Annotated in this window: 14 protein-coding genes; 8 read left to right on the top strand and 6 right to left on the bottom strand. The window is 60.2% G+C overall.

Annotated elements, in window-relative coordinates:
- Nucleotides 1–333 precede the first annotated feature (333 nt).
- Genes CQ015_RS10165 through CQ015_RS10155 form a run of 3 tightly spaced genes read left to right on the top strand, consistent with a single transcriptional unit; the run spans nucleotide 334 to nucleotide 3,228 of the window.
- The gene (locus CQ015_RS10165; protein ID WP_105553214.1) at nucleotides 334–1,557 is read left to right on the top strand and encodes an acetyl-CoA C-acyltransferase; all 1,224 of its coding nucleotides are present in this window, start codon (nucleotides 334–336) and stop codon (nucleotides 1,555–1,557) included.
- A gap of 1 nt (nucleotide 1,558) precedes the next feature.
- On the top strand, nucleotides 1,559–2,353 hold the full coding sequence (locus CQ015_RS10160) for an enoyl-CoA hydratase/isomerase family protein (RefSeq protein WP_105553213.1): 795 nt from the start codon (nucleotides 1,559–1,561) through the stop codon (nucleotides 2,351–2,353).
- 2 nt (nucleotides 2,354–2,355) lie between these two features.
- On the top strand, nucleotides 2,356–3,228 hold the full coding sequence (locus CQ015_RS10155) for a 3-hydroxyacyl-CoA dehydrogenase family protein (protein WP_105553212.1): 873 nt from the start codon (nucleotides 2,356–2,358) through the stop codon (nucleotides 3,226–3,228).
- Nucleotides 3,229–3,308: 80 nt separating this feature from the next.
- Here the strand turns inward: CQ015_RS10155 and CQ015_RS10150 are convergent, their stop codons facing one another.
- The gene (locus tag CQ015_RS10150; protein ID WP_105553211.1) at nucleotides 3,309–4,211 is read right to left on the bottom strand and encodes a serine protein kinase RIO; all 903 of its coding nucleotides are present in this window, start codon (nucleotides 4,209–4,211) and stop codon (nucleotides 3,309–3,311) included.
- A 140-nt stretch (nucleotides 4,212–4,351) separates the two neighbouring features.
- Between CQ015_RS10150 and CQ015_RS10145 the strand changes: the two genes are divergently transcribed.
- The 3 genes from CQ015_RS10145 (at nucleotide 4,352) to CQ015_RS10135 (ending at nucleotide 9,415) form a co-directional block, all read left to right on the top strand.
- Nucleotides 4,352–5,074: a tyrosine-protein phosphatase gene (locus tag CQ015_RS10145; protein ID WP_105553210.1), complete on the top strand. Its 723-nt coding sequence runs from the start codon at nucleotides 4,352–4,354 to the stop codon at nucleotides 5,072–5,074.
- 115 nt (nucleotides 5,075–5,189) lie between these two features.
- A complete protein-coding gene (paaZ, locus tag CQ015_RS10140; protein WP_105553209.1) occupies nucleotides 5,190–7,313 on the top strand; it encodes a phenylacetic acid degradation bifunctional protein PaaZ in 2,124 nt (707 codons plus the stop codon).
- A 326-nt stretch (nucleotides 7,314–7,639) separates the two neighbouring features.
- Nucleotides 7,640–9,415 (top strand): carbohydrate-binding module family 20 domain-containing protein, encoded by a 1,776-nt coding sequence (locus CQ015_RS10135; protein ID WP_258133541.1) that lies wholly within the window; start codon nucleotides 7,640–7,642, stop codon nucleotides 9,413–9,415.
- 57 nt (nucleotides 9,416–9,472) lie between these two features.
- On the opposite strand, the gene CQ015_RS10130 is transcribed toward CQ015_RS10135, so the two are convergent.
- The 5 genes from CQ015_RS10130 to CQ015_RS10105 form a co-directional block, all read right to left on the bottom strand.
- Nucleotides 9,473–10,252: a nicotinamide mononucleotide transporter gene (locus CQ015_RS10130; protein ID WP_105553208.1), complete on the bottom strand. Its 780-nt coding sequence runs from the start codon at nucleotides 10,250–10,252 to the stop codon at nucleotides 9,473–9,475.
- Between the two features lie 151 nt (nucleotides 10,253–10,403).
- Complete coding sequence (locus CQ015_RS10125; protein ID WP_013349779.1) at nucleotides 10,404–11,021, bottom strand: TetR/AcrR family transcriptional regulator; 618 nt, start codon at nucleotides 11,019–11,021, stop codon at nucleotides 10,404–10,406.
- A gap of 31 nt (nucleotides 11,022–11,052) precedes the next feature.
- Entirely contained in the window at nucleotides 11,053–12,372 is a 1,320-nt protein-coding gene (locus CQ015_RS10120) for a phenylacetate--CoA ligase family protein (RefSeq protein ID WP_105553207.1), read from the bottom strand.
- Between the two features lie 30 nt (nucleotides 12,373–12,402).
- The gene (gene paaI / locus CQ015_RS10115; protein WP_096283446.1) at nucleotides 12,403–12,849 is read right to left on the bottom strand and encodes a hydroxyphenylacetyl-CoA thioesterase PaaI; all 447 of its coding nucleotides are present in this window, start codon (nucleotides 12,847–12,849) and stop codon (nucleotides 12,403–12,405) included.
- A 379-nt stretch (nucleotides 12,850–13,228) separates the two neighbouring features.
- A complete protein-coding gene (locus CQ015_RS10105) occupies nucleotides 13,229–15,391 on the bottom strand; it encodes a S9 family peptidase (protein ID WP_105553205.1) in 2,163 nt (720 codons plus the stop codon).
- A 277-nt stretch (nucleotides 15,392–15,668) separates the two neighbouring features.
- Between CQ015_RS10105 and CQ015_RS10100 the strand changes: the two genes are divergently transcribed.
- Both CQ015_RS10100 and CQ015_RS10095 read left to right on the top strand, forming a co-directional pair.
- Nucleotides 15,669–17,063 (top strand): amino acid ABC transporter substrate-binding protein/permease, encoded by a 1,395-nt coding sequence (locus tag CQ015_RS10100; protein ID WP_105553204.1) that lies wholly within the window; start codon nucleotides 15,669–15,671, stop codon nucleotides 17,061–17,063.
- Nucleotides 17,060–17,815, top strand: a complete 756-nt coding sequence (locus CQ015_RS10095; protein ID WP_105553203.1) for an amino acid ABC transporter ATP-binding protein — start codon at nucleotides 17,060–17,062, stop codon at nucleotides 17,813–17,815. The genes CQ015_RS10100 and CQ015_RS10095 overlap by 4 nt, the downstream gene beginning before the upstream one ends.
- Nucleotides 17,816–18,026 lie beyond the last annotated feature (211 nt).

Genomic DNA, 18,026 nt, shown 5'->3' with positions numbered 1-18,026 from the left:
TGCTCCGTCGTTTTCAGCTTTCCGTCGACCGATCGTCCAAAGGCCAGGAAGTAATTCATCGCCTTGGCCGCGGTCCACGATCTGGGATTTTTCCAGAGTCCGTTAAGTACCAGAGGGTATTCGAATCAATTTCTAATATCAACCGCTGACATGGAATCGATTGGACGCCGCGTGGGATAAAAGGCAATTAGAACAGCCAGGAGCAGCCCGGATGGCCGAGGGCTGAAAAAGTGCAATTGTGAAAATTTGCTGACCCGCGACTTTATTATTGAACGAATGGTCGGTAAGTTTAGGTGTTGAGAGTCACTTACCACTTTGGCATAAGGAGCACAGATGACCGAGGCATTTCTCGTTGGTGGAGCACGTACGCCGGTAGGCCGTTACGGCGGAGCGCTCAGTGCTGTGCGCCCCGACGACCTGGCCGCAGTGACCATCCGCCGTGTCATTGAAGACGCAGGGATCGATCCGGCACACGTGGATGAAGTGATCTACGGAAACGCCAACGGCGCCGGCGAAGAGAACCGCAACGTGGCACGCATGGCAGCCTTGCTCGCAGGCCTTCCGGTGACAGTCCCCGGGATAACCGTCAATCGCCTATGCGCCTCGGGCATGAGCGCCATTACGATGGCCAGCCATATGATCAAGGCAGGAGCTGCGGACATCGTGATCGCCGGCGGCACCGAATCCATGTCGCGCGCCCCCTGGGTGATGGAAAAGCCATCCAAGGCCTTCGCCATGCCAGGAGCAACCTTCGACACCTCCATCGGCTGGCGCTTCACCAACCCGCAGTTCCTCTCCGGCGACTACTCGCGTGATGGCAAGGCCACCTTCTCCATGCCGGAGACCGCTGAGGAAGTCGCCCGCGTCTACAACATCTCCCGTGAGGACTGCGACCAGTTCGCCGTGCAGTCCCACGAAAAGGCCATCGCCGCCATTGAAGCTGGCCGCTTCGTCGATGAAATCGTCCCGGTGACCGTCAAGCACCGCAAGGGCGAGAGCATCGTGGACACCGATGAAGGCCCGCGCCCCGGCACCACCATGGACGTGCTGTCCGGACTGCGCCCGGTCGTCAAGGGCGGCAGCGTAGTTACCGCCGGCAACGCCTCCACGCTGAACGACGGCGCCTCGGCCATCCTGGTGGTTTCCGAACGCGCCCTGAAGAAGTACGGGCTGACCCCGCGCGCCCGCATCGTCGATGGCCAGGCCGCCGGCCTGGAGCCGGAAATCATGGGCATGGGCCCAGTTCCAGCCACCCGCAAGGTGCTGGAACGTGCCGGGCTGGGCATCGAGCAGATCGGCGCCATGGAGATCAATGAAGCCTTCGCCAGCCAGTCGCTGGCCAGCATGCGCGAACTCGGCGTCGACCAAGAGATCGTGAACCGCGACGGCGGAGCCATCGCGCTGGGCCATCCGCTGGGATCAAGCGGTTCGCGCATCGTGATCACGCTGCTGGGCCGCATGGAGCGCGAGCTGGCAACAGCTGGGCGCAAGCTCGGGGTGGCCACCATGTGCGTCGGCGTGGGTCAAGGCTCGGCCATCTTGCTGGAAGGAGCCTAAAATGGAAAGCCTCGATAGCGAATTCCAGACCCTCAAGGTCAGCGAAACCGATGATCGACTATGGGTCCGGCTCCACCGGCCCGAGGTGCGCAATGCGATCGACCAGGCGATGGTCGACGAACTGCATGCCGTCTGCGATTACCTGGAAAGGAATCCCAAAATCCTGATCTTGGCCGGCACTGCCAGCCAAGCGCCCAGCGCCGCGAATCCCAAGGGGAGCAAGGGGATCTTTGCTTCCGGTGCCGACATTTCGCAGCTGCGAGAACGCCGCCGCGATGATGCACTCGCCGGGATCAACTCTGGGATCTTCGATCGCGTCGCCAAGCTGCCGATGCCCGTGATCGCCGCCCTTGACGGATTTGCTTTGGGCGGGGGAGCAGAACTGGCCTACGCCGCGGACTTCCGCATCGGCACCGAAGAGCTGCGCATGGGCAATCCCGAAACCAACCTCGGCATCATCGCCGCGGCCGGCGCGACCTGGAGGCTCAAGGAGCTGGTGGGTGAACCGATGGCCAAGGAGATCCTCCTGGCTGGCAAGGTGCTCACCGGCCGGCAGTGCCTGGAAACAGGACTGATCACGGAAATGCATCCGGCAAGCGAACTGGATGCGGCGGCTGAGGCGCTGGCTGATCGCATTGCGGCCCAGGATCCCTTGGCTGTGCGGATCACCAAGTCGGTATTCCACGCTCCGCGTGAAGCCCATCCGGTCATCGACACTTTGGCCCAGGGGATGCTGTTCGAATCCCAAGCCAAGTTTGAACGCATGCAGGCATTCCTTGATCGAAAGAAGAAGTAACCATGAGTGCAACCAATGAAATTGTGATGGGCCAGCTGCCTAAGTACAGCGGAGTACTCGGCGGCGGCCGCATGGGCGCGGGAATCGCCCACGCCCTGCTGACCAGCGGCAGCACGGTGGTTGTCGTTGAGCGCGATGAGGACTCTGCGCAGGCTGCCTATGAGAGGGTCGCCGAGTCCGTCGACAAGTCCATCGCGCGCGGCGTCGTGTGCGAATCCAAAGATGAGCTCATGCAGCGTTTCTCGGTGAGCACGGACTACGAGCAATTCGCCACCGCTCAATTGGTGATCGAGGCAGTTCCGGAAATCTGGGATTTGAAGGTCTCCTCGCTGCAGGCTGTGGAGCAGGTGCTGGACGCCGAGGCCGTGCTGGCCTCGAATACGTCCTCCCTGTCGGTCAGCGGGCTGGCTAAGGAACTGGCTCGGCCCGGCAAGTTCCTCGGGCTTCATTTCTTCAACCCGGTGCCCGCTTCGACGCTCATCGAGGTGGTCATCGGCGAGCAGACTGATAAGAACCTGGTTGATGCATCGCGCAGCTGGGTACAGGCGCTGGGGAAGACCGCCGTGGTGGTCAATGACGCTCCGGGCTTCGCTTCTTCGCGCCTGGGCGTGGCAATCGCCCTGGAAGCCATGCGCATGGTGGAAGAAGGCGTAGCCAGCGCCGAAGACATCGATAATGCCATGGTCCTGGGTTACAAGCACCCGACCGGACCGCTGAAAACCACCGACATTGTCGGCTTGGATGTGCGCCTGGGAATCGCAGAATACCTCCATGAGACCTTGGGTGACCGGTTTGCTCCACCGCAGATCCTCAGGGATATGGTGGCCGAGGGCAAGCTGGGGCGCAAGAGCGGCCAAGGCTTCTACAGCTGGTAGGAAACCCGCCATATAACCTTCAGCGACAATGGCCTCCGCCGGTCAGGAATGACTCGCGGAGGCCATTGTCCCTCTGGATCCTAGAAGAGATGTCCTAGCAGTGAAGCAAAGAGCTCATCTGGATCATGTGACAGTCCCTTGGAATCAAACCACTCGCACAAATTGACGCAGTCGCGGTGCAAGAAGTCCATGCCTTGCGGATTGCCCGCCAAATCCACGCACTGCGGAACATCGATGACCACTAGGCGCTCGCCGGAAACCAGGAGGTTGTAGGCGGACAGGTCGCCATGGGCAATGCCCAATCCAGCGAACTTCTCAAGGGCGTCAGTGAGTTGATCCCATAGTTCGGGAAGCCGTGGATCAAAGCGCGCAAGCTGTTGCAGGCGGGGTGCTGCCGCCAGCGAATTGTCCGGGTCGGCAATGAATTCCATGAGGATTTCGGTGCCGTCAATCTGTACCGGATACGGCACCGAAATGCCGGCTTCGTAACAGCGCAAGAGGTAGGTCCATTCCGCGTTGGCCCACTGCAAAGCGGCGATGTCCCGGCCGTAGGCGGAATTGTGGCTGATGGCTCGATTATCGCGCGAGCGCCGGGCAGACCTGCCATCGCTATAAGCTTGCGAACGGCTGAATTGAAGGTGGTCGCGGGAGCGATAGCGTTTGGCGGCCAGTAAGCTTGAGCGCTCCTGTGTTGCTCGTTCCAACAGGAAGACGTCGCCTTCTTTGCCGGTTTTGAGGATGCCTAATTCGGTGTCTACGGCACCGGCGTCCTCAATCAGCCATAGCGGGTATGGTTGCGGCCCGCGCATGCCCTTTTCGATAAACGGCCAGGTGGAGTAGCGCTGGCCAGCCGGTGGCTCATCCGAGGATGATTCGTTCCATACGGGCTTGTGCCTGCGGAATTTGAGTTTGGTATCTGCGTCAGCGAAGTTGGACGAGGTTACCTGTGAGCTGGTGGTTGGTTCTCCAGCAGGAAAATGCATGGGGATAAGTCCTTAGAAAAAGAGATCAATGACCGGGAACGGCGGTAAGCAATCATCGTTACCCCTCCTTCAATAGACTGATTGGCAGTTGCCAATGAGTAGAACTCTACAACAGAGAATCAATATGTTGCAATGGGTAAATGAGCCGGGGCCTGAACTATCAAAAGCAAAGCGGAGATCTGGAATGGGAAGGATCCGTGAATGCGCGGCATATTTGCGGAGCCTTTTATCGAATGGGTCGCCACGAGTGGCTTAGTGCCCGGGGCTGGCAGCAAATGCACGAGGGCGGAGTCAGCAAGGTCGTGGACCTGCGCAACCCCAACGAGATCCGCCGGCGGGAGCATGACCCCGCCGTACCCCAGGCAGCGTTCTCCGGCATTGAACTGGTGAACCTGCCGCTGGAGACGCCCGGCAATCCGAGGTTCGAATCGATTGCCGTGCCATATATGAATCACACCGCCATGTACAGGTTGGTGTGCGAAGAATTCGGCGACCAACTGCGTGCAGTCTTCGAGAATTTGGCGAACTCCCAAGGGTCAACCGTGATCCACTGTTCGGCAGGCCGCGACCGCTCCGGCTTGATTGCCACCATGCTGCTGGATCTCGCAGGTTCCCGGGATCAGATTCTCGTCCATGATGAGCTGGCGGTGCGGGGTATCAATGAATGGCATCGTGTCTCGCCGCGAAAGCATCCCTACGAGAGCTATCGGGGTGAAGAAGAGCTGCGGGAAATCATTCAAGAAAGAGCCACGGCCCTGTCGGAATGCTGTGCATGGCTTGGTACGGCCCGCTCCTATCTGCTGTCCCAGGGCATGAGCGAGGAGGGTCTCGATCACCTGAGTGATCTCGCACGGAATTCCTGAGTAGCGGGCGGGGTGGAGAATTCTCGCGAACAACAATTTGAGGTGTTCACGGTCACGCCCTTGCTGATAAGGTTAAGGTTAATACTGACCGACCGTTCAGGAAGGAATTATGTCGATGTCGACAAAACAGATCAGCGTGGTACCCAGCTTTATCGCCGGACAATGGCGGACCCCGCAGTCCGAGGGCGGAACAGAAGTCCGTGACGCCAACACCGGAGAACTTCTAGCCACTGTCACCAATGACAAGCTGGATGTTGCAGCGGCGGTGGACTATGGCCGTGGCACCGGGCATCAGGAGCTGGCCAAGCTCTCCTTGCATGAGCGCGCACTCAAGCTCAAGGAACTCGCGCTGTATCTGAACGAGCGACGCAAAGACCTTTACGAGATTTCCTTCAAGACCGGGGCCACCAAAATCGATTCCATGGTGGATATCGATGGCGGAATCGGTGTTCTGTTCACATTCTCATCCAAGGGCCGCCGTGAACTTCCCAATAGCAATGTCATCCTGGACGGGCCAACGGAACCGCTGAGCAAGGACGGCTCTTTTATCGGCACGCATATCTACACCGCAATGAGTGGTGTCGTGGTGCAGGTCAACGCGTTCAACTTCCCGGTATGGGGCATGCTCGAAAAGTTTGCCCCGGCGTTTATCGCTGGTGTTCCCACCATCGTCAAGCCAGCGACTCCAACGGGGTACCTCACCGAGGCAGCCGTGAGGATGATGCTCGAATCAGGCATCCTTCCCGAAGGGTCCCTGCAGCTTCTCTCGGGATCAGCCCGCGACCTGATGGACCACCTCGACTACCGTGACATGTTCGCCTTCACCGGCTCGGCCGCCACGGCCAGCAAGCTGAAGTCCCATCCAAATGTCATCGACGGGGGAGTGCGCTTCGCAGCAGAAACCGACTCCCTGAACGCGGCCATCCTCGGCCCTGATGCAGAGGAGGGAACAGCGGAATTCGAGGCCTTCGTCAAGGTCGTCGTCACCGAGATGACCTCCAAGGCCGGCCAGAAATGCACCGCGATCCGCCGCAATATCGTGCCTTCCCATCTGGTAGAACCGGTCATTGCCGCCATCGGCCAGCGAATCGAGCAGCGGGTTGTCATTGGCGACCCCCGCGTCGAGGGCGTGACCATGGGTGCCTTGGCTTCCCTGGAACAGCTGGCTGATGTGCGTGCTGCAGTGCAGGACATGATTGACGCTGGTGGCGAGCTGGCCTTTGGCCGCCTGGATGCCCCAGCCGTACGCGTGGCGCCAGAACGCGACGCCGTGGCCGAATTCGGTGCCTTCATGTCTCCGGTGGTTCTGCGATGGGCCGATGCCCGCAACCCGCTTGTGCACTCCCGCGAGGCGTTCGGACCGGTCAGCTCCGTCATCGGCTACGACAATCTTGACGAAGCCGTGCGGCTGGCCGCCATGGGTGCAGGGTCGCTGGTAGCCACCGTGTGCAGCAATGACACCGACACCGTGCGTTCACTGGCCCTGGGAATCGCCGCCCACCATGGCCGCGTGCACATCCTGAACCGGGAAACCGCGCGATCAACGACCGGTCACGGTTCACCAGTGCCACACCTGGTCCATGGTGGCCCAGGGCGCGCCGGCGGCGGCGAGGAGCTGGGCGGAATCCGATCAGTGAAGCACCATATGCAGCGCACTGCCGTTCAGGGCTCGCCGAATATGCTCACTGCGCTCAGCGGCGTGTGGCATGCCGGTGCTGAACAGCGCCTGGCCGGATGCGAAAAGTTCGGCGGCCAGGAGCAATACACGCACCCGTTCCGCAAGTCGCTGGCCGAGCTGCAAGTAGGCGATGGCTTCGCCTCTGATCTGCGCGTAGTGAACCTTGAAGAGATCAGCGAATTCGCCAAGAAAACTGGCGACACCTTCTACGCCCACACCGATGCAAAGGCAGCCGAAGCGAACCCGTTCTTCCCGGGAATCGTCGCCCACGGGTACCTGCTCGTGTCGTGGGCTGCCGGCCTCTTCGTAGAGCCAGCGCCGGGGCCAGTGTTAGCCAACTACGGATTGGAATCCCTGCGCTTCATCACCCCGGTGGCTGCCGGAGATTCAATCCGCGTGACCCTGACGGCCAAGAAAATCACGCCGCGAGTCACCGATGAATATGGCGAGGTCGCATGGGATGCGATCTTGCACAACCAGAATGATGAGATTGTCGCGACCTACGATGTCTTGACCTTGGTGGAGAAAGAAAACCTCACCTACGCCAACTTCGAAGGCTAAAACGCAACTTCAGCAAGGGTGGATGCCGTCAACCACGGCATCCACCCTTTTGCGTGCTCGGAGCCAGGACAGCTTTGCCGGATATCTATGAAAGCGTTTCCAATTTTGGCAAGATTTGACGCGGAGTGAAAAAATTTTAGGGCAATTTACGCGGACAGTTTCGCGGGTTTCCTGTATTTACAGGAATTTACTTATTGGAGAGAGCTAAGAAAACGCTTACAGTTGTGTGACAGGTCACGCGTTGATGGGGAACGTGTGGTTGAGCGATCCCGACGCTGTCGCGTCGAGCTATCGCAGCCCGATCATCACAATAAAGGAGTTTTTCTGTGGAACTTTTGCCATCACGCGCCAAATCAACACAACGCCGGCACGGAGCCAGGACGGTGAAGCCGGTGGCAGCACTCGGCGCCTCGCTCGCCCTGCTCGCCGCACCGTTGTTCGCAGCACCCGCCCAAGCCGCCACCCCATCCAACGACGGCAAGGATGTCATCCTCAACCTGTTCCAATGGAACTGGAATTCGGTAGCCCAGGAATGCGAGTCCAGCATCGGCCCAGCAGGATATGGCTACGTCCAGGTCTCGCCTCCAGCTGAGCACCTGCGCGGCACTGAATGGTGGACCTCGTACCAGCCGGTGAGCTACAAGGTGGACTCGAAACTGGGCAACCGCGAGGAATTCTCCGCCATGGTCAAAAGCTGCAACGACGCAGGCGTGAAAGTGATCGCAGACGCCGTGGTCAATCACATGACCGGAGCCGGGCAGACCGGTACTGGAACCGCAGGCTCGGCTTTCTCCGATGACAACTTCCCAGAGTATTCGGCCCAGGACTTCAACGATTGCCGCACCAACATCAACAACTATGCCGACCGCTGGCAAGTGCAGCACTGCCGCCTCGTGGGCTTGCAGGATCTGAAAACCTCCAGCAGCTACGTCCAGCAAAACATCGCCGACTATCTCGATGACCTCGTCTCGCTTGGGGTATCCGGATTCCGCATCGATGCCTCGAAGCACATGCCCGCAACGGACCTCGAAGGCATCAAATCCAAGATGAAGAACCCCGGCGTGTACTGGGTGCACGAGGTGATCGGGGCGTCGGGTGAACCGATCCAGGAAAGCGAGTACCTCGGCAGCGGCGACTCGCACGAATTCGACTACGCACGACAGCTCCATCATGATTTCGACGCGCAAATCGCCAACTTGCGCTTCATCGGCGACGGCAAGCTCACCAGTGACCGGGCCGGGGTTTTTGTCACCAACCACGACACCGAACGCAACGGCGAATCCATGAACTACAAGTGGGGCGCCAAGTACCTGCTGGGCAATGTTTTCATGCTGTCCTGGCCCTACGGGTCACCCACCGTGTATTCCGGATACGAGTTCACCGACAAGGATGCAGGCGCTCCGGGCGTCAGTGACGCATCGGTACCCAATGCCGACTGCGACTCCTCCGCCTGGACCTGCGAACAGCGGCAAGATGAAATCACCGGAATGGTGGGCTTCAACAACACCGTCGGCGACGCGGCTGTCAGCAATTGGTGGGACGATGGCGGCAACCAGATCGCATACGGCCGCGGCAATAAGGGCTTCGTAGCCATCAACAACACCTCGGCGGCAACCACCCGCGAATACACCAGCTCGCTGGCCGGTGGCACCTATTGTGATGTGGTGTCCGGAGGCGATTGCTCGAAGACCATCACTGTGGGCGCCGACGGCAAGTTCACCGCGACACTGCCTGCCTACGGTGCCATGGCCCTGCACATCGGTGCCGAATCCGATGGCGGATCAGGAACGCCGGATCCGGTCGAGGACACCGCTGATGTCAGCGTCGCGGTCACCGCCCAAACCGTCATGGGGCAGAACATCCGCATCGTCGGCAACCAGCCGGAACTAGGAAGCTGGGATCCGGCCAAGGCGCCACAGCTATCAGCTGCCAGCTACCCGAGCTGGAGCGGAACGGTGGACCTTCCGGCAGGAACGCAGTTCGAATACAAGTACGTCAAGTACGACCAGAGCGGCAATGCCACTTGGGAATCAGGGGCCAACCGCGTCGCGACCGTGAATGCGGACGGTTCCCTGAACCTGAACGACAGCTGGCGCAAGTAGCCACAAAAAAATGATCCCGCCCCAGTTCACACTGGGGCGGGATCATTCTAGGTTCAGCTACTTTTCGGTTTTGGCATTCAGCTTGTCCAAGGTTGCCTGCTTGGCTTTTTGCAAGGCCAGGCCTTCCTCGTCCAGCTCGACCTGCACCGGCTCGGCAGCCTGGGCAGGAAGACCGCGCCACAGGAAGTAGCCGTACGCGGCGGCCAGGGCGATGAAGACGTAGAGGCCAAGCATGCCCAGCATTGGCGAAATCAAGAAGTACACCACCAGGTCCGCGATAGCTGCCACAGCCAGCAGCAGCCAGCCTTCGCGAACGCCGCGCGCAATCATGACGAAGGAAGCGAAAATGGCGGCGTCAGCGAAATACATCACCCAGACTTCCGGGGTGGCGGTCAAGAAGCCGGAGTTGAAGAGGAAGGGGCCGAAGCGCAAGGCCACCAGCAGGATCAAGCCGACAACCATGCCCACGGCAGACCAGAGGGTGACCGGGGTCTTGGTCACTTCGCGCGTGAACTTGCCGTTGAGCATGAACTGCGAAAAACGCCATAGGCCGAAAATCGGCAGAAGCAGCAACGGGATCGCGTAGATCAGGCCCAGCAGGTCATACTGCAATGCGGAGATCATGGGTCCTACGAAAACCGAGAGAATCAGCGTCCACCAACCCAAATCATTGCGGTGCGCAAGAAGGATTGCGGAGACGAAAACTAGCAGCATGCTAGCGGCTGACAGCAGGATCTGGACATAGGAACTACCGCTGTCTGCAGTAGCCATGAACAGGGTTTCTAAGAAGGAATCCACGGTGCTCTTCACTCGATCGATTGGCAACGACAGGTGCACGAGGCACCCCTTAGATGCTAACGGTGATTCCTGTGAGGAAGACAAGATTACAAGGAGGCATACGCCACATTGCCGCTTGCCCTGTGGCACGCTTAAACGACGCTGGCTCCCACCGATCAGGTGGGAGCCAGCGCAAGATGCAATCCAGCGATTAAGCCGCTGTGGTGTGCAATCCGTTGAAGAGCAATGAAATGGCTTGGTCTTCCAATTCTGGTCCGTTGATCGGACCGTCAGCGCGGTACCAATCCACTACAGAGTTGATCAGGCCGAACAGCAACCTGGCCGTGGCCCGCGGTTCCAAGTCCGCGCGCAGCTTGCCGTCGGATTGGGCTGCGGTGACCAGCTCAGCGAGCTGGCGGTCCATCGCCCGTCGGCGCTGAAGAGCTTGGCGTTCCAGTTCGGTGTTGCCGCGCAAGCGCAGCAGCAGTGTCACGTAGGAACGCTTGGCCAACAGGATCCGGAAGGTAGCGCGCAAGAAGAATTCCAAACGCTCATCGGCGCTGCCCTCATGGGAGCGGACCTCGGCGATCACCGCTTCCAGGGGAATGAGCGCTTCATCCAACGCCAGACGCAGCAGGTCCTCTTTGGAAGGGACGTGGTGGTAAATCGCGGACTTGCTGATACCCAGCCGGTCAGCGAGCTTGCCCATGGAAGTCGCGTCGTAGCCGTATTCGTTGAATGCCTCTACGGCAATGCGCAATACGGTTTCCTGGTCGTACCCGGGGCGGCCACGCTTGGCCGGACGGTTCACAATATCGGTAGTTTCCATGATTTATCGATTATCCCATGTGCTCACTGGGTTAGCTGTTGCGCAGATCAAAGATGCGCTTGAGCTTGCCCATGGAACGCTCCAAGGATTCTGGCTCGACCACGTCGATGGCGCAGGAAGAACCGACGTGGATCTTGATCAGCTTGGCCAGCTCCTTGGCCCCGTTGGCGGCGTCCCCGGATGAGGCATCCATGCGGCGCTCCACCTTCACTGCCAGCTGGTCCATGCGGTCTGGACGGGAAAGGATGAGCTGGAAGTGCGGCGAAAGCGATGGCACCTTCAGGATCAATTCCTCGATCTGGCTTGGGAACAGGTTCACCCCGCGCAGGATGATCATGTCATCGCTGCGTCCGGTGATCCGGCCCATGCGACGGTGACCTGGGCGGGAGGTACCTGGCATCAGGCGGGTCAGATCATGGGTGCGGTAGCGGATGATCGGCAGCGCCTGCTTGGTCAGCGAGGTGAAGACCAGCTCGCCGTGTTCGCCGTCGTTCAATACTTTGGTTTCGTCGAACGCATCCACGATTTCGGGACGGAAATGGTCCTCCCAGATGTGGCTGCCGTCCTTGAGCTCGACCGATTCGCCGGCCACGCCCGGGCCCATGACTTCGGAGAGGCCGTAGATATCGCAGGCGTCGATGCCGAACATCTCTTCCAGCTCGTGGCGCATCTCTTCGGTCCACGGTTCGGCGCCGCAGACGGCGACCTTCAGCGAGGTGTCGCGCGGGTCCAAGCCTGCCCGCTGCATGGCATCGCCAATAGTCAGCAGGTAGGTCGGGGTGCACAGGATCGCGTCCGGCTCGAAGTCCTTGATCAGCGTAATCTGTTTTTCGGTCTGTCCGCCGGACATCGGAATGACGGTAGTGCCCAGGCGCTCGGCAGCCGCGTGCGCGCCCATGCCACCGGTGAACAAGCCGTAGCCGTAGGCGTTGTGGACCTTCCAGCCTGGCTTGACTCCGGAGAGGCGCAAGCAACGTGCGCCCATCTTGGCCCAGTCATCCAAGTCCTGCTGGGTGTAGCCCACCACGGTGGCGCGGCCGGTGGTGCCCGAGGAAGCGTGGATCCGCGCCACCTGATGCTGCGGAACGGCGAACATGCCGAAGGGGTAGCTCTTGCGCAGATCTTCTTTTTCGGTGAACGGGAACAGCTTCAGATCTGCCAGTTCCTTCAAGTCTGTGGGGTGCACGCCAGCCGCATCGTATTTGTCCTTGTAGTAAGGAACATTGGTGTACGCGTAGTCCAGCGTTTCCTTCAGTCGAGTGAGCTGAATCGACTCGATCTGGTCCCGGCTCATCGTCTCTTCGGGATCCAGTGGGTTGGGCAAGTTATCGCGGTCAGTTGGCTGTGACATGCTCATACTTTCGTGTGGTGACTGAATGTTTTAGCGGTTCTTAGGCTTGGGAACGGTGCGCGAGCGGCCCCTGAACTCGGCCACGGTTTCAATCCCGCCATTCGTTCCCGGCTGGGTGACCGTGATGTCGTAAATTCCGCTGCGTCCTTGCTGCGAGACGCGCTGCGCGGTTGCCGTCAGCAGGCGTCCCGGGATCCCTGGCTTGAGGAAATTGATGTCTGCGCCGGAGGCCACGGTGATGGTGTCCGCGGAGCCTTCCGGCGGATTGCAGCTCAAGGCAAACGCGGTATCGGCCAGCGAGAAGATCATTCCGCCATGGGCGATGCCGAAGCCGTTGAGCATTTCCTGGCGAAGCGTCATCGTAATGACCGCAAACCCGTCGCTCACTTCCACCACTTCAATGCCCATCCACTGGGTGGCATAGTCATTGTGCAAGATTGCGTGGGGTAGTGACTTATCGATTTGGGTTTCGCTCATAGGGACCTCCGCCGAATTAGTTACCGAACGATCATTAGGTAATACTAGATTGTGACCCATCTCAAGCCCTGCTGTCTAATGGCGGACGTCACAATTGCGCGGAGAGCCGGCGCCTCCCAGCGGCAAAGGCGCTGGTGAACACGCAGAATAGCGGGTTCCTTGAATTGCTGATATTCCATCGCCGAGCCGCCCTTGTCCGGCCCGGCGGCCGGCTCCGGCAGGGCTGCGCGCCGGTCGAGAAGTGCTTCCGGTGGTGGAACTTCGCCGAGGGCACGGCCAGAGGATTCCCCGCGGCTGAAAACGAAACCGCCCACAGCCATCGAAAACAATCGAAGGTTGCGGGCGGATCGGTGAATTCAGGCTTAGGTGTCCTCGCGGGCTACTTCGCCGTGGCCGGGTTCTTGCCCAGCGCATCGAGGGCGAAGGCGTAATCCCAGGCGCGATTCTTCCACGCCTCGTAGCGGCCCGAGGCGCCGCCGTGGCCGCCCTCCATCTCGGTTTTCAGCAAGATCGGTTCGCTGCCGGTGCCGACCTCGCGCAGCTTCGCCACCCATTTGGCCGGCTCCACATACAACACGCGGGTGTCGTTCAAGGAAGTCACCGCGGCGATGCGCGGGTAGTCCACGGCCGTAACGTTCTCGTAGGGGGAGTAGGCCTTCATGTACTCGTAGACTTCCTTGTCCTCGATCGGGTTGCCCCATTCTTCCCACTCCAGGGCCGAGAGCGGCAGCTCCGGATCCAGGATCGAGGTCAGCGGGTCCACGAAGGGAACCTGCGCGATGATCGAGGTGTACAGCTGCGGCGCCAGATTGGCGATGGCGCCCATCAGCAGGCCGCCCGCCGAGCCGCCCAGGGCCGCGATGCGCGCCGGATCGGCCCAGCCCGCATCGATCAGGTACCGCGTGGCATCGATGAAGTCGGTGAAGGTGTTCCGCTTGGCGAGCTTCTTGCCCTGCAGGTACCAGTCGCGGCCCAGCTCGCCGCCGCCGCGCACGTGGGCGATCACGAAGACCACCCCGCGGTCCAGCACGCTCAACCGCGGAATCCCGAATCCCGGATCCATCGACACCTCATAGGAGCCGTAACCGTAGATCAGCACCGGATTCGGCACCGAGGTGTCCAAATCCGCGCGGCGCATCACCGTCAACGGAATCTTGGTGCCATCGGCGGCCGTCGCCCATTCGCGTGTGGACAGGTAATCCGCCGAGTCGTAGTCATTGACCGGAGTCTGCTTGCGCAGCACCAATTCCTTGTCATCCAGCCACAGGTCGTAGACGCGCGCCGGAGTGAAGTCCGAGGTGTAGCCGATGCGGATCAGCGGGGCTTCCAGATCGGCGAAGGTGGCAGCGGCGGTGAACAGCTCCTCGTCGAAGGCCGGCTCGAGCACCGGCAGCTGGGATTCGGTGCCCAGCGACTCCAACGGGATCAGCTGAACCCGTTCGCAGGTATCGCGACGCACGGAAACCACCAGATGCGTGGCGGTCAGCGCGGTGCCCTCGATCTTGACCGTGGACTCGTGCCCGAGCACGGTGCGCCAGCTCGCCGGATCGGTATCGGCGCCCAGCTGCGCCAGCTCGACCAGCGAGAGCATATTGTTCGGTGCCTGATGATCGTGGGTGATCAGGGCGCGCCGATCGTCTCCGGGCAACAGGTCGACCCCGTGGAGCAGGCGCAGTTCGCGCGGAACGAGCAGGCGAACCTGTCCGTCCTTGTCGTTCAGATCCAAGACGCTGGTTTCCGCGTATTCGGAGTTGCCGATGGAAATGAGCAACTGCTGGAGATCGGCGCTGAGATCGAAGCCGAGCCACATGCCCGGATCATCTTCCTGGAAAACTACCGTATCGCTGGCCGGATCGCTGCCCAGCACATGGGCGCGCACCTGATGCGGGCGCCACGTATCGTCAACGACCAGGTAGTAGACGGTGGAGGAATCGGGGGAGAAGGCCAGCCCGTAAAACACGCCTTCGATGACGTCCGGAAGCAGCTGCCCGGTTTCCAGATCCTTGATGTACAGGGTGAAGCGCTCGTCCCCCTGGGTATCGATGCAGTATGCCAGCAGGTTGCTCGGCTCGTTGATGGCCATGCCGCCCAGCGCGAAGAATGACTGGCCCTCGGCCAGCTCGTTGCCGTCGAGCAGCACCTGCTCCCCGGGCAGCGCTTCGACCGGGTCGATGACCGGAGGCGTCCAGTCGGCGCGGGCATCGGGGGAGTCTTCGGCCTTGACCCGGCACTGAATGGTGTAGGGCTTGCCCTCAACCGAACGGGTGTAGTACCACCAGCCGCGCCGCCGCGTGGGAACCGACAAATCGGTTTCGACGGTGCGCGCCTTAATCTCCTTGAAGATCTCCTGGCGCAGCTCTTCCTGATCCGCGGTGACCGCATCGGTATAGGCATTCTCCGCATGCAGGTGGTCGAGTACCTGCTTGCTGGTCTTTTCCCGCAACCACTCATAATCGTCGGTGAAGGTATCACCATGGAATTCGCGGATCGTGGGAATCTTCGCTGCGAGCGGCGCGCTAGCGGTAATCGATGCAGAAGTCATGCACCCATTCAATCTCACCAGCGGCGATTGTGGGGTTGGCTATGCTCAGCGCGGACAGGAATCGGGCGGCAAATTCCTCGTTTTGGCACGCGGACATGGTGCAAAGGGTGTCGGCCGGCCGACATTGGCCATAGGCTAACTAACATAAAGAATCGAACTGCACCAAGGGCAAAGCGCCCTATTCGCAATAGAAAGTGATTCAGCAGTGAAAAACACACGCACAACTTTGAGGTCGAGGCGTTTGACTCGGTGGATTGCTGCGGCTGCCATCGGTTTCATGGCGCTGGTGGCCGGGGCCCCCGGGGCGTTGGCCCAGGGCAACGAGAGCGTCGAGGGTCAAACCTACGTCATCGGCACCGACACCACCTTCGCTCCGTTCGAGTTCCGCCAGGATGGCGAGCTCACCGGGATCGACATGGATCTGATCAATACCATCGCCGAGGAACAAGGCTTCAACGTCGAGATTCGTTCCCTGGGCTTCAGCGCTGCCTTGCAGGCGTTGTCCTCGAATCAGGTCGATGGCGTGATCGCCGGTATGTCGATTACCGACGAGCGCAAGGAAATCTATGATTTCTCCGAGCCATACTTTGAATCCGGTGTTCAGATGGCGGTGGATCGCGACGATGAGACCACCAAGGGCTATGAAGACCTGGAGGGCGAAACCGTTGTAGCCAAGACCGGTTCAGAGGGCGAGACCTATGCGAAGTCCATCGCGGACGAGTATGGCTTCACCGTCAAGTCCTTGGACCAGTCGGCCACCATGTACGAATCGGTGAAATCCGGCAGCGCCGTGGCCGTCATCGACGACTACCCGGTCCTTGCCTACGGCATTGCGCAGAACAACGGATTGAAGACCGTGACCGACAAGGTGCCGGGCGGCTCCTACGGATTCGCGGTCAACAAGGGCGAGAATACCGCACTGCTGGCGGCCTTCAACGACGGGCTGGCCGAGCTGAAGGCCAGCGGGGAGTACGACAAGATCCTGAACGAGTACCTGGCCGATCCGAGCGCCGCGGTGCCGAGCAACTTCTTCGACCTGGTGGCCAAGTCCTTGCCGGCGTTGATGACCGGTTTGGGGAACACCCTGCTGGTGACGGCGATTTCCTTCGCGGTGGCCATGGTCCTTGGTTTGCTCTTTGGCTTCATGAAGATTTCGGGCAACATCGTGGTCCGCGGAATTTCGACGTCATTCGTCAATATCTTCCGTGGCACGCCGCTGCTGCTCTGGGCTTTCATGTTCTACTTCGGCCTGCCTCAGCTCACCGGCTGGGATGTCAGCATCTGGGTTGCAGGTGTGCTCACGCTGTCGCTGAACGCCGGCGCCTATATTGCCGAGATCGTTCGCGGCGGCATCCAGTCGGTTGATCCAGGACAGCTGGAAGCCTCCCGTTCGCTGGGCCTTGGCTACGGGAAGTCAATGCAGAAGGTTGTGGTGCCGCAGGCCTTCAAGATGATGACTCCTTCCTTGATCAACCAGTTGATCATCATGCTCAAGGATTCCTCCTTGCTGCTCGCCATCGGCTTTGCCGAGCTGCTCTACCAGGGTCAGCAGATCTACGCGGCGAACTTCCGTGTCACCGAGACCCTGCTGATCGTTGGCGTCATCTACTTCATCGCCATCATGGCCCTGACCAAATTGGCAAACTTTGCCGATCGGAGGTTTAACAAGTGAGCACCGTAAGCGAGCAAACTGCCACGTCGAAGATCCAGGTCAAGGAACTGCGCAAGTCCTTCGGCTCAAACGAGGTCCTCAAGGGCATCGATCTTCAGGTGGGCGAAGGCGAAGTTGTCTGCGTGATCGGGCCTTCGGGCTCCGGCAAGTCCACGCTGCTGCGCTGCCTGAATAAGCTGGAAGATATTTCCGCGGGCAAGGTGATTGTCGACGGATTCGACGTCACCGATCCGAAGGTGGATATCAACGAGGTCCGTCGCCATGTGGGCATGGTGTTCCAGCATTTCAACCTGTTCCCGCATATGTCGGTGGCAGAGAACATCATGTTGGCGCCGGTGGAGCTGAAGAAGCTGAACCGGACCGAGGCGCGGGCCAAAGCCGAAGAGCTGCTGACCCGTGTGGGCTTGGCGGAAAAGGCCAATGCCCGTCCGGCCTCGCTTTCCGGCGGACAGAAGCAGCGCGTGGCGATCGCCCGTGCGTTGGCGATGTCCCCGGGCATCATGCTCTTCGACGAGGCAACGAGCGCGTTGGACCCGGAGATGGTTGGCGAGGTGCTGCAGGTGATCAAGGAGCTCGCCGACTCGGGCATGACCATGGTGTTGGTCACGCACGAGATGGGCTTCGCCCGTGAAGTGGGGGACCGTGTGGTCTTCATGGATGGTGGCGTGGTTTGCGAGGAAGGCAAGCCAGAGGAGCTGTTCGGAAACCCCCAGCAGGAACGTACCCGCGACTTCCTGTCCAAGGTGCTCTAGGTTTTCCCAGCGCTACCGCATAAATTCGGCCCACCCTTGCAGCGTCCTCATCCGAGGCGGTGCCAGGGTGGGCCGAATTTGTGTGCGCACTTTTGGGCTTGGTTGTTGCGCCACGCAACGTTAGTTGAAGATTAAAGTAAATTAACTTAGTCTGGAACCAGAGCTAGCGCCGACCCGTCGACGCGGAGCTGACCATTCGAGATCCGATGCT

The organism is Arthrobacter sp. MYb221 (assembly GCF_002979835.1).
In the GTDB taxonomy this organism is placed as follows: domain Bacteria; phylum Actinomycetota; class Actinomycetes; order Actinomycetales; family Micrococcaceae; genus Glutamicibacter.
This window is presented reverse-complemented; position numbering and strand designations above follow the sequence as displayed.

What these genes read in the sequence shown, in the direction of transcription:
- CQ015_RS10165 (WP_105553214.1), top strand. Translation starts at nt 334, where the DNA reads ATGACCGAGGCATTTCTCGTTGGTGGAGCACGTACGCCGGTAGGCCGT.
- CQ015_RS10160 (WP_105553213.1), top strand. Translation starts at nt 1,559, where the DNA reads ATGGAAAGCCTCGATAGCGAATTCCAGACCCTCAAGGTCAGCGAAACC.
- CQ015_RS10155 (WP_105553212.1), top strand. Translation starts at nt 2,356, where the DNA reads ATGAGTGCAACCAATGAAATTGTGATGGGCCAGCTGCCTAAGTACAGC.
- CQ015_RS10150 (WP_105553211.1), bottom strand. Translation starts at nt 4,211, where the DNA reads ATGCATTTTCCTGCTGGAGAACCAACCACCAGCTCACAGGTAACCTCG.
- CQ015_RS10145 (WP_105553210.1), top strand. Translation starts at nt 4,352, where the DNA reads ATGAGCCGGGGCCTGAACTATCAAAAGCAAAGCGGAGATCTGGAATGG.
- paaZ (WP_105553209.1), top strand. Translation starts at nt 5,190, where the DNA reads ATGTCGACAAAACAGATCAGCGTGGTACCCAGCTTTATCGCCGGACAA.
- CQ015_RS10125 (WP_013349779.1), bottom strand. Translation starts at nt 11,021, where the DNA reads ATGGAAACTACCGATATTGTGAACCGTCCGGCCAAGCGTGGCCGCCCC.
- CQ015_RS10120 (WP_105553207.1), bottom strand. Translation starts at nt 12,372, where the DNA reads ATGTCACAGCCAACTGACCGCGATAACTTGCCCAACCCACTGGATCCC.
- paaI (WP_096283446.1), bottom strand. Translation starts at nt 12,849, where the DNA reads ATGAGCGAAACCCAAATCGATAAGTCACTACCCCACGCAATCTTGCAC.
- CQ015_RS10105 (WP_105553205.1), bottom strand. Translation starts at nt 15,391, where the DNA reads ATGACTTCTGCATCGATTACCGCTAGCGCGCCGCTCGCAGCGAAGATT.
- CQ015_RS10100 (WP_105553204.1), top strand. Translation starts at nt 15,669, where the DNA reads ATGGCGCTGGTGGCCGGGGCCCCCGGGGCGTTGGCCCAGGGCAACGAG.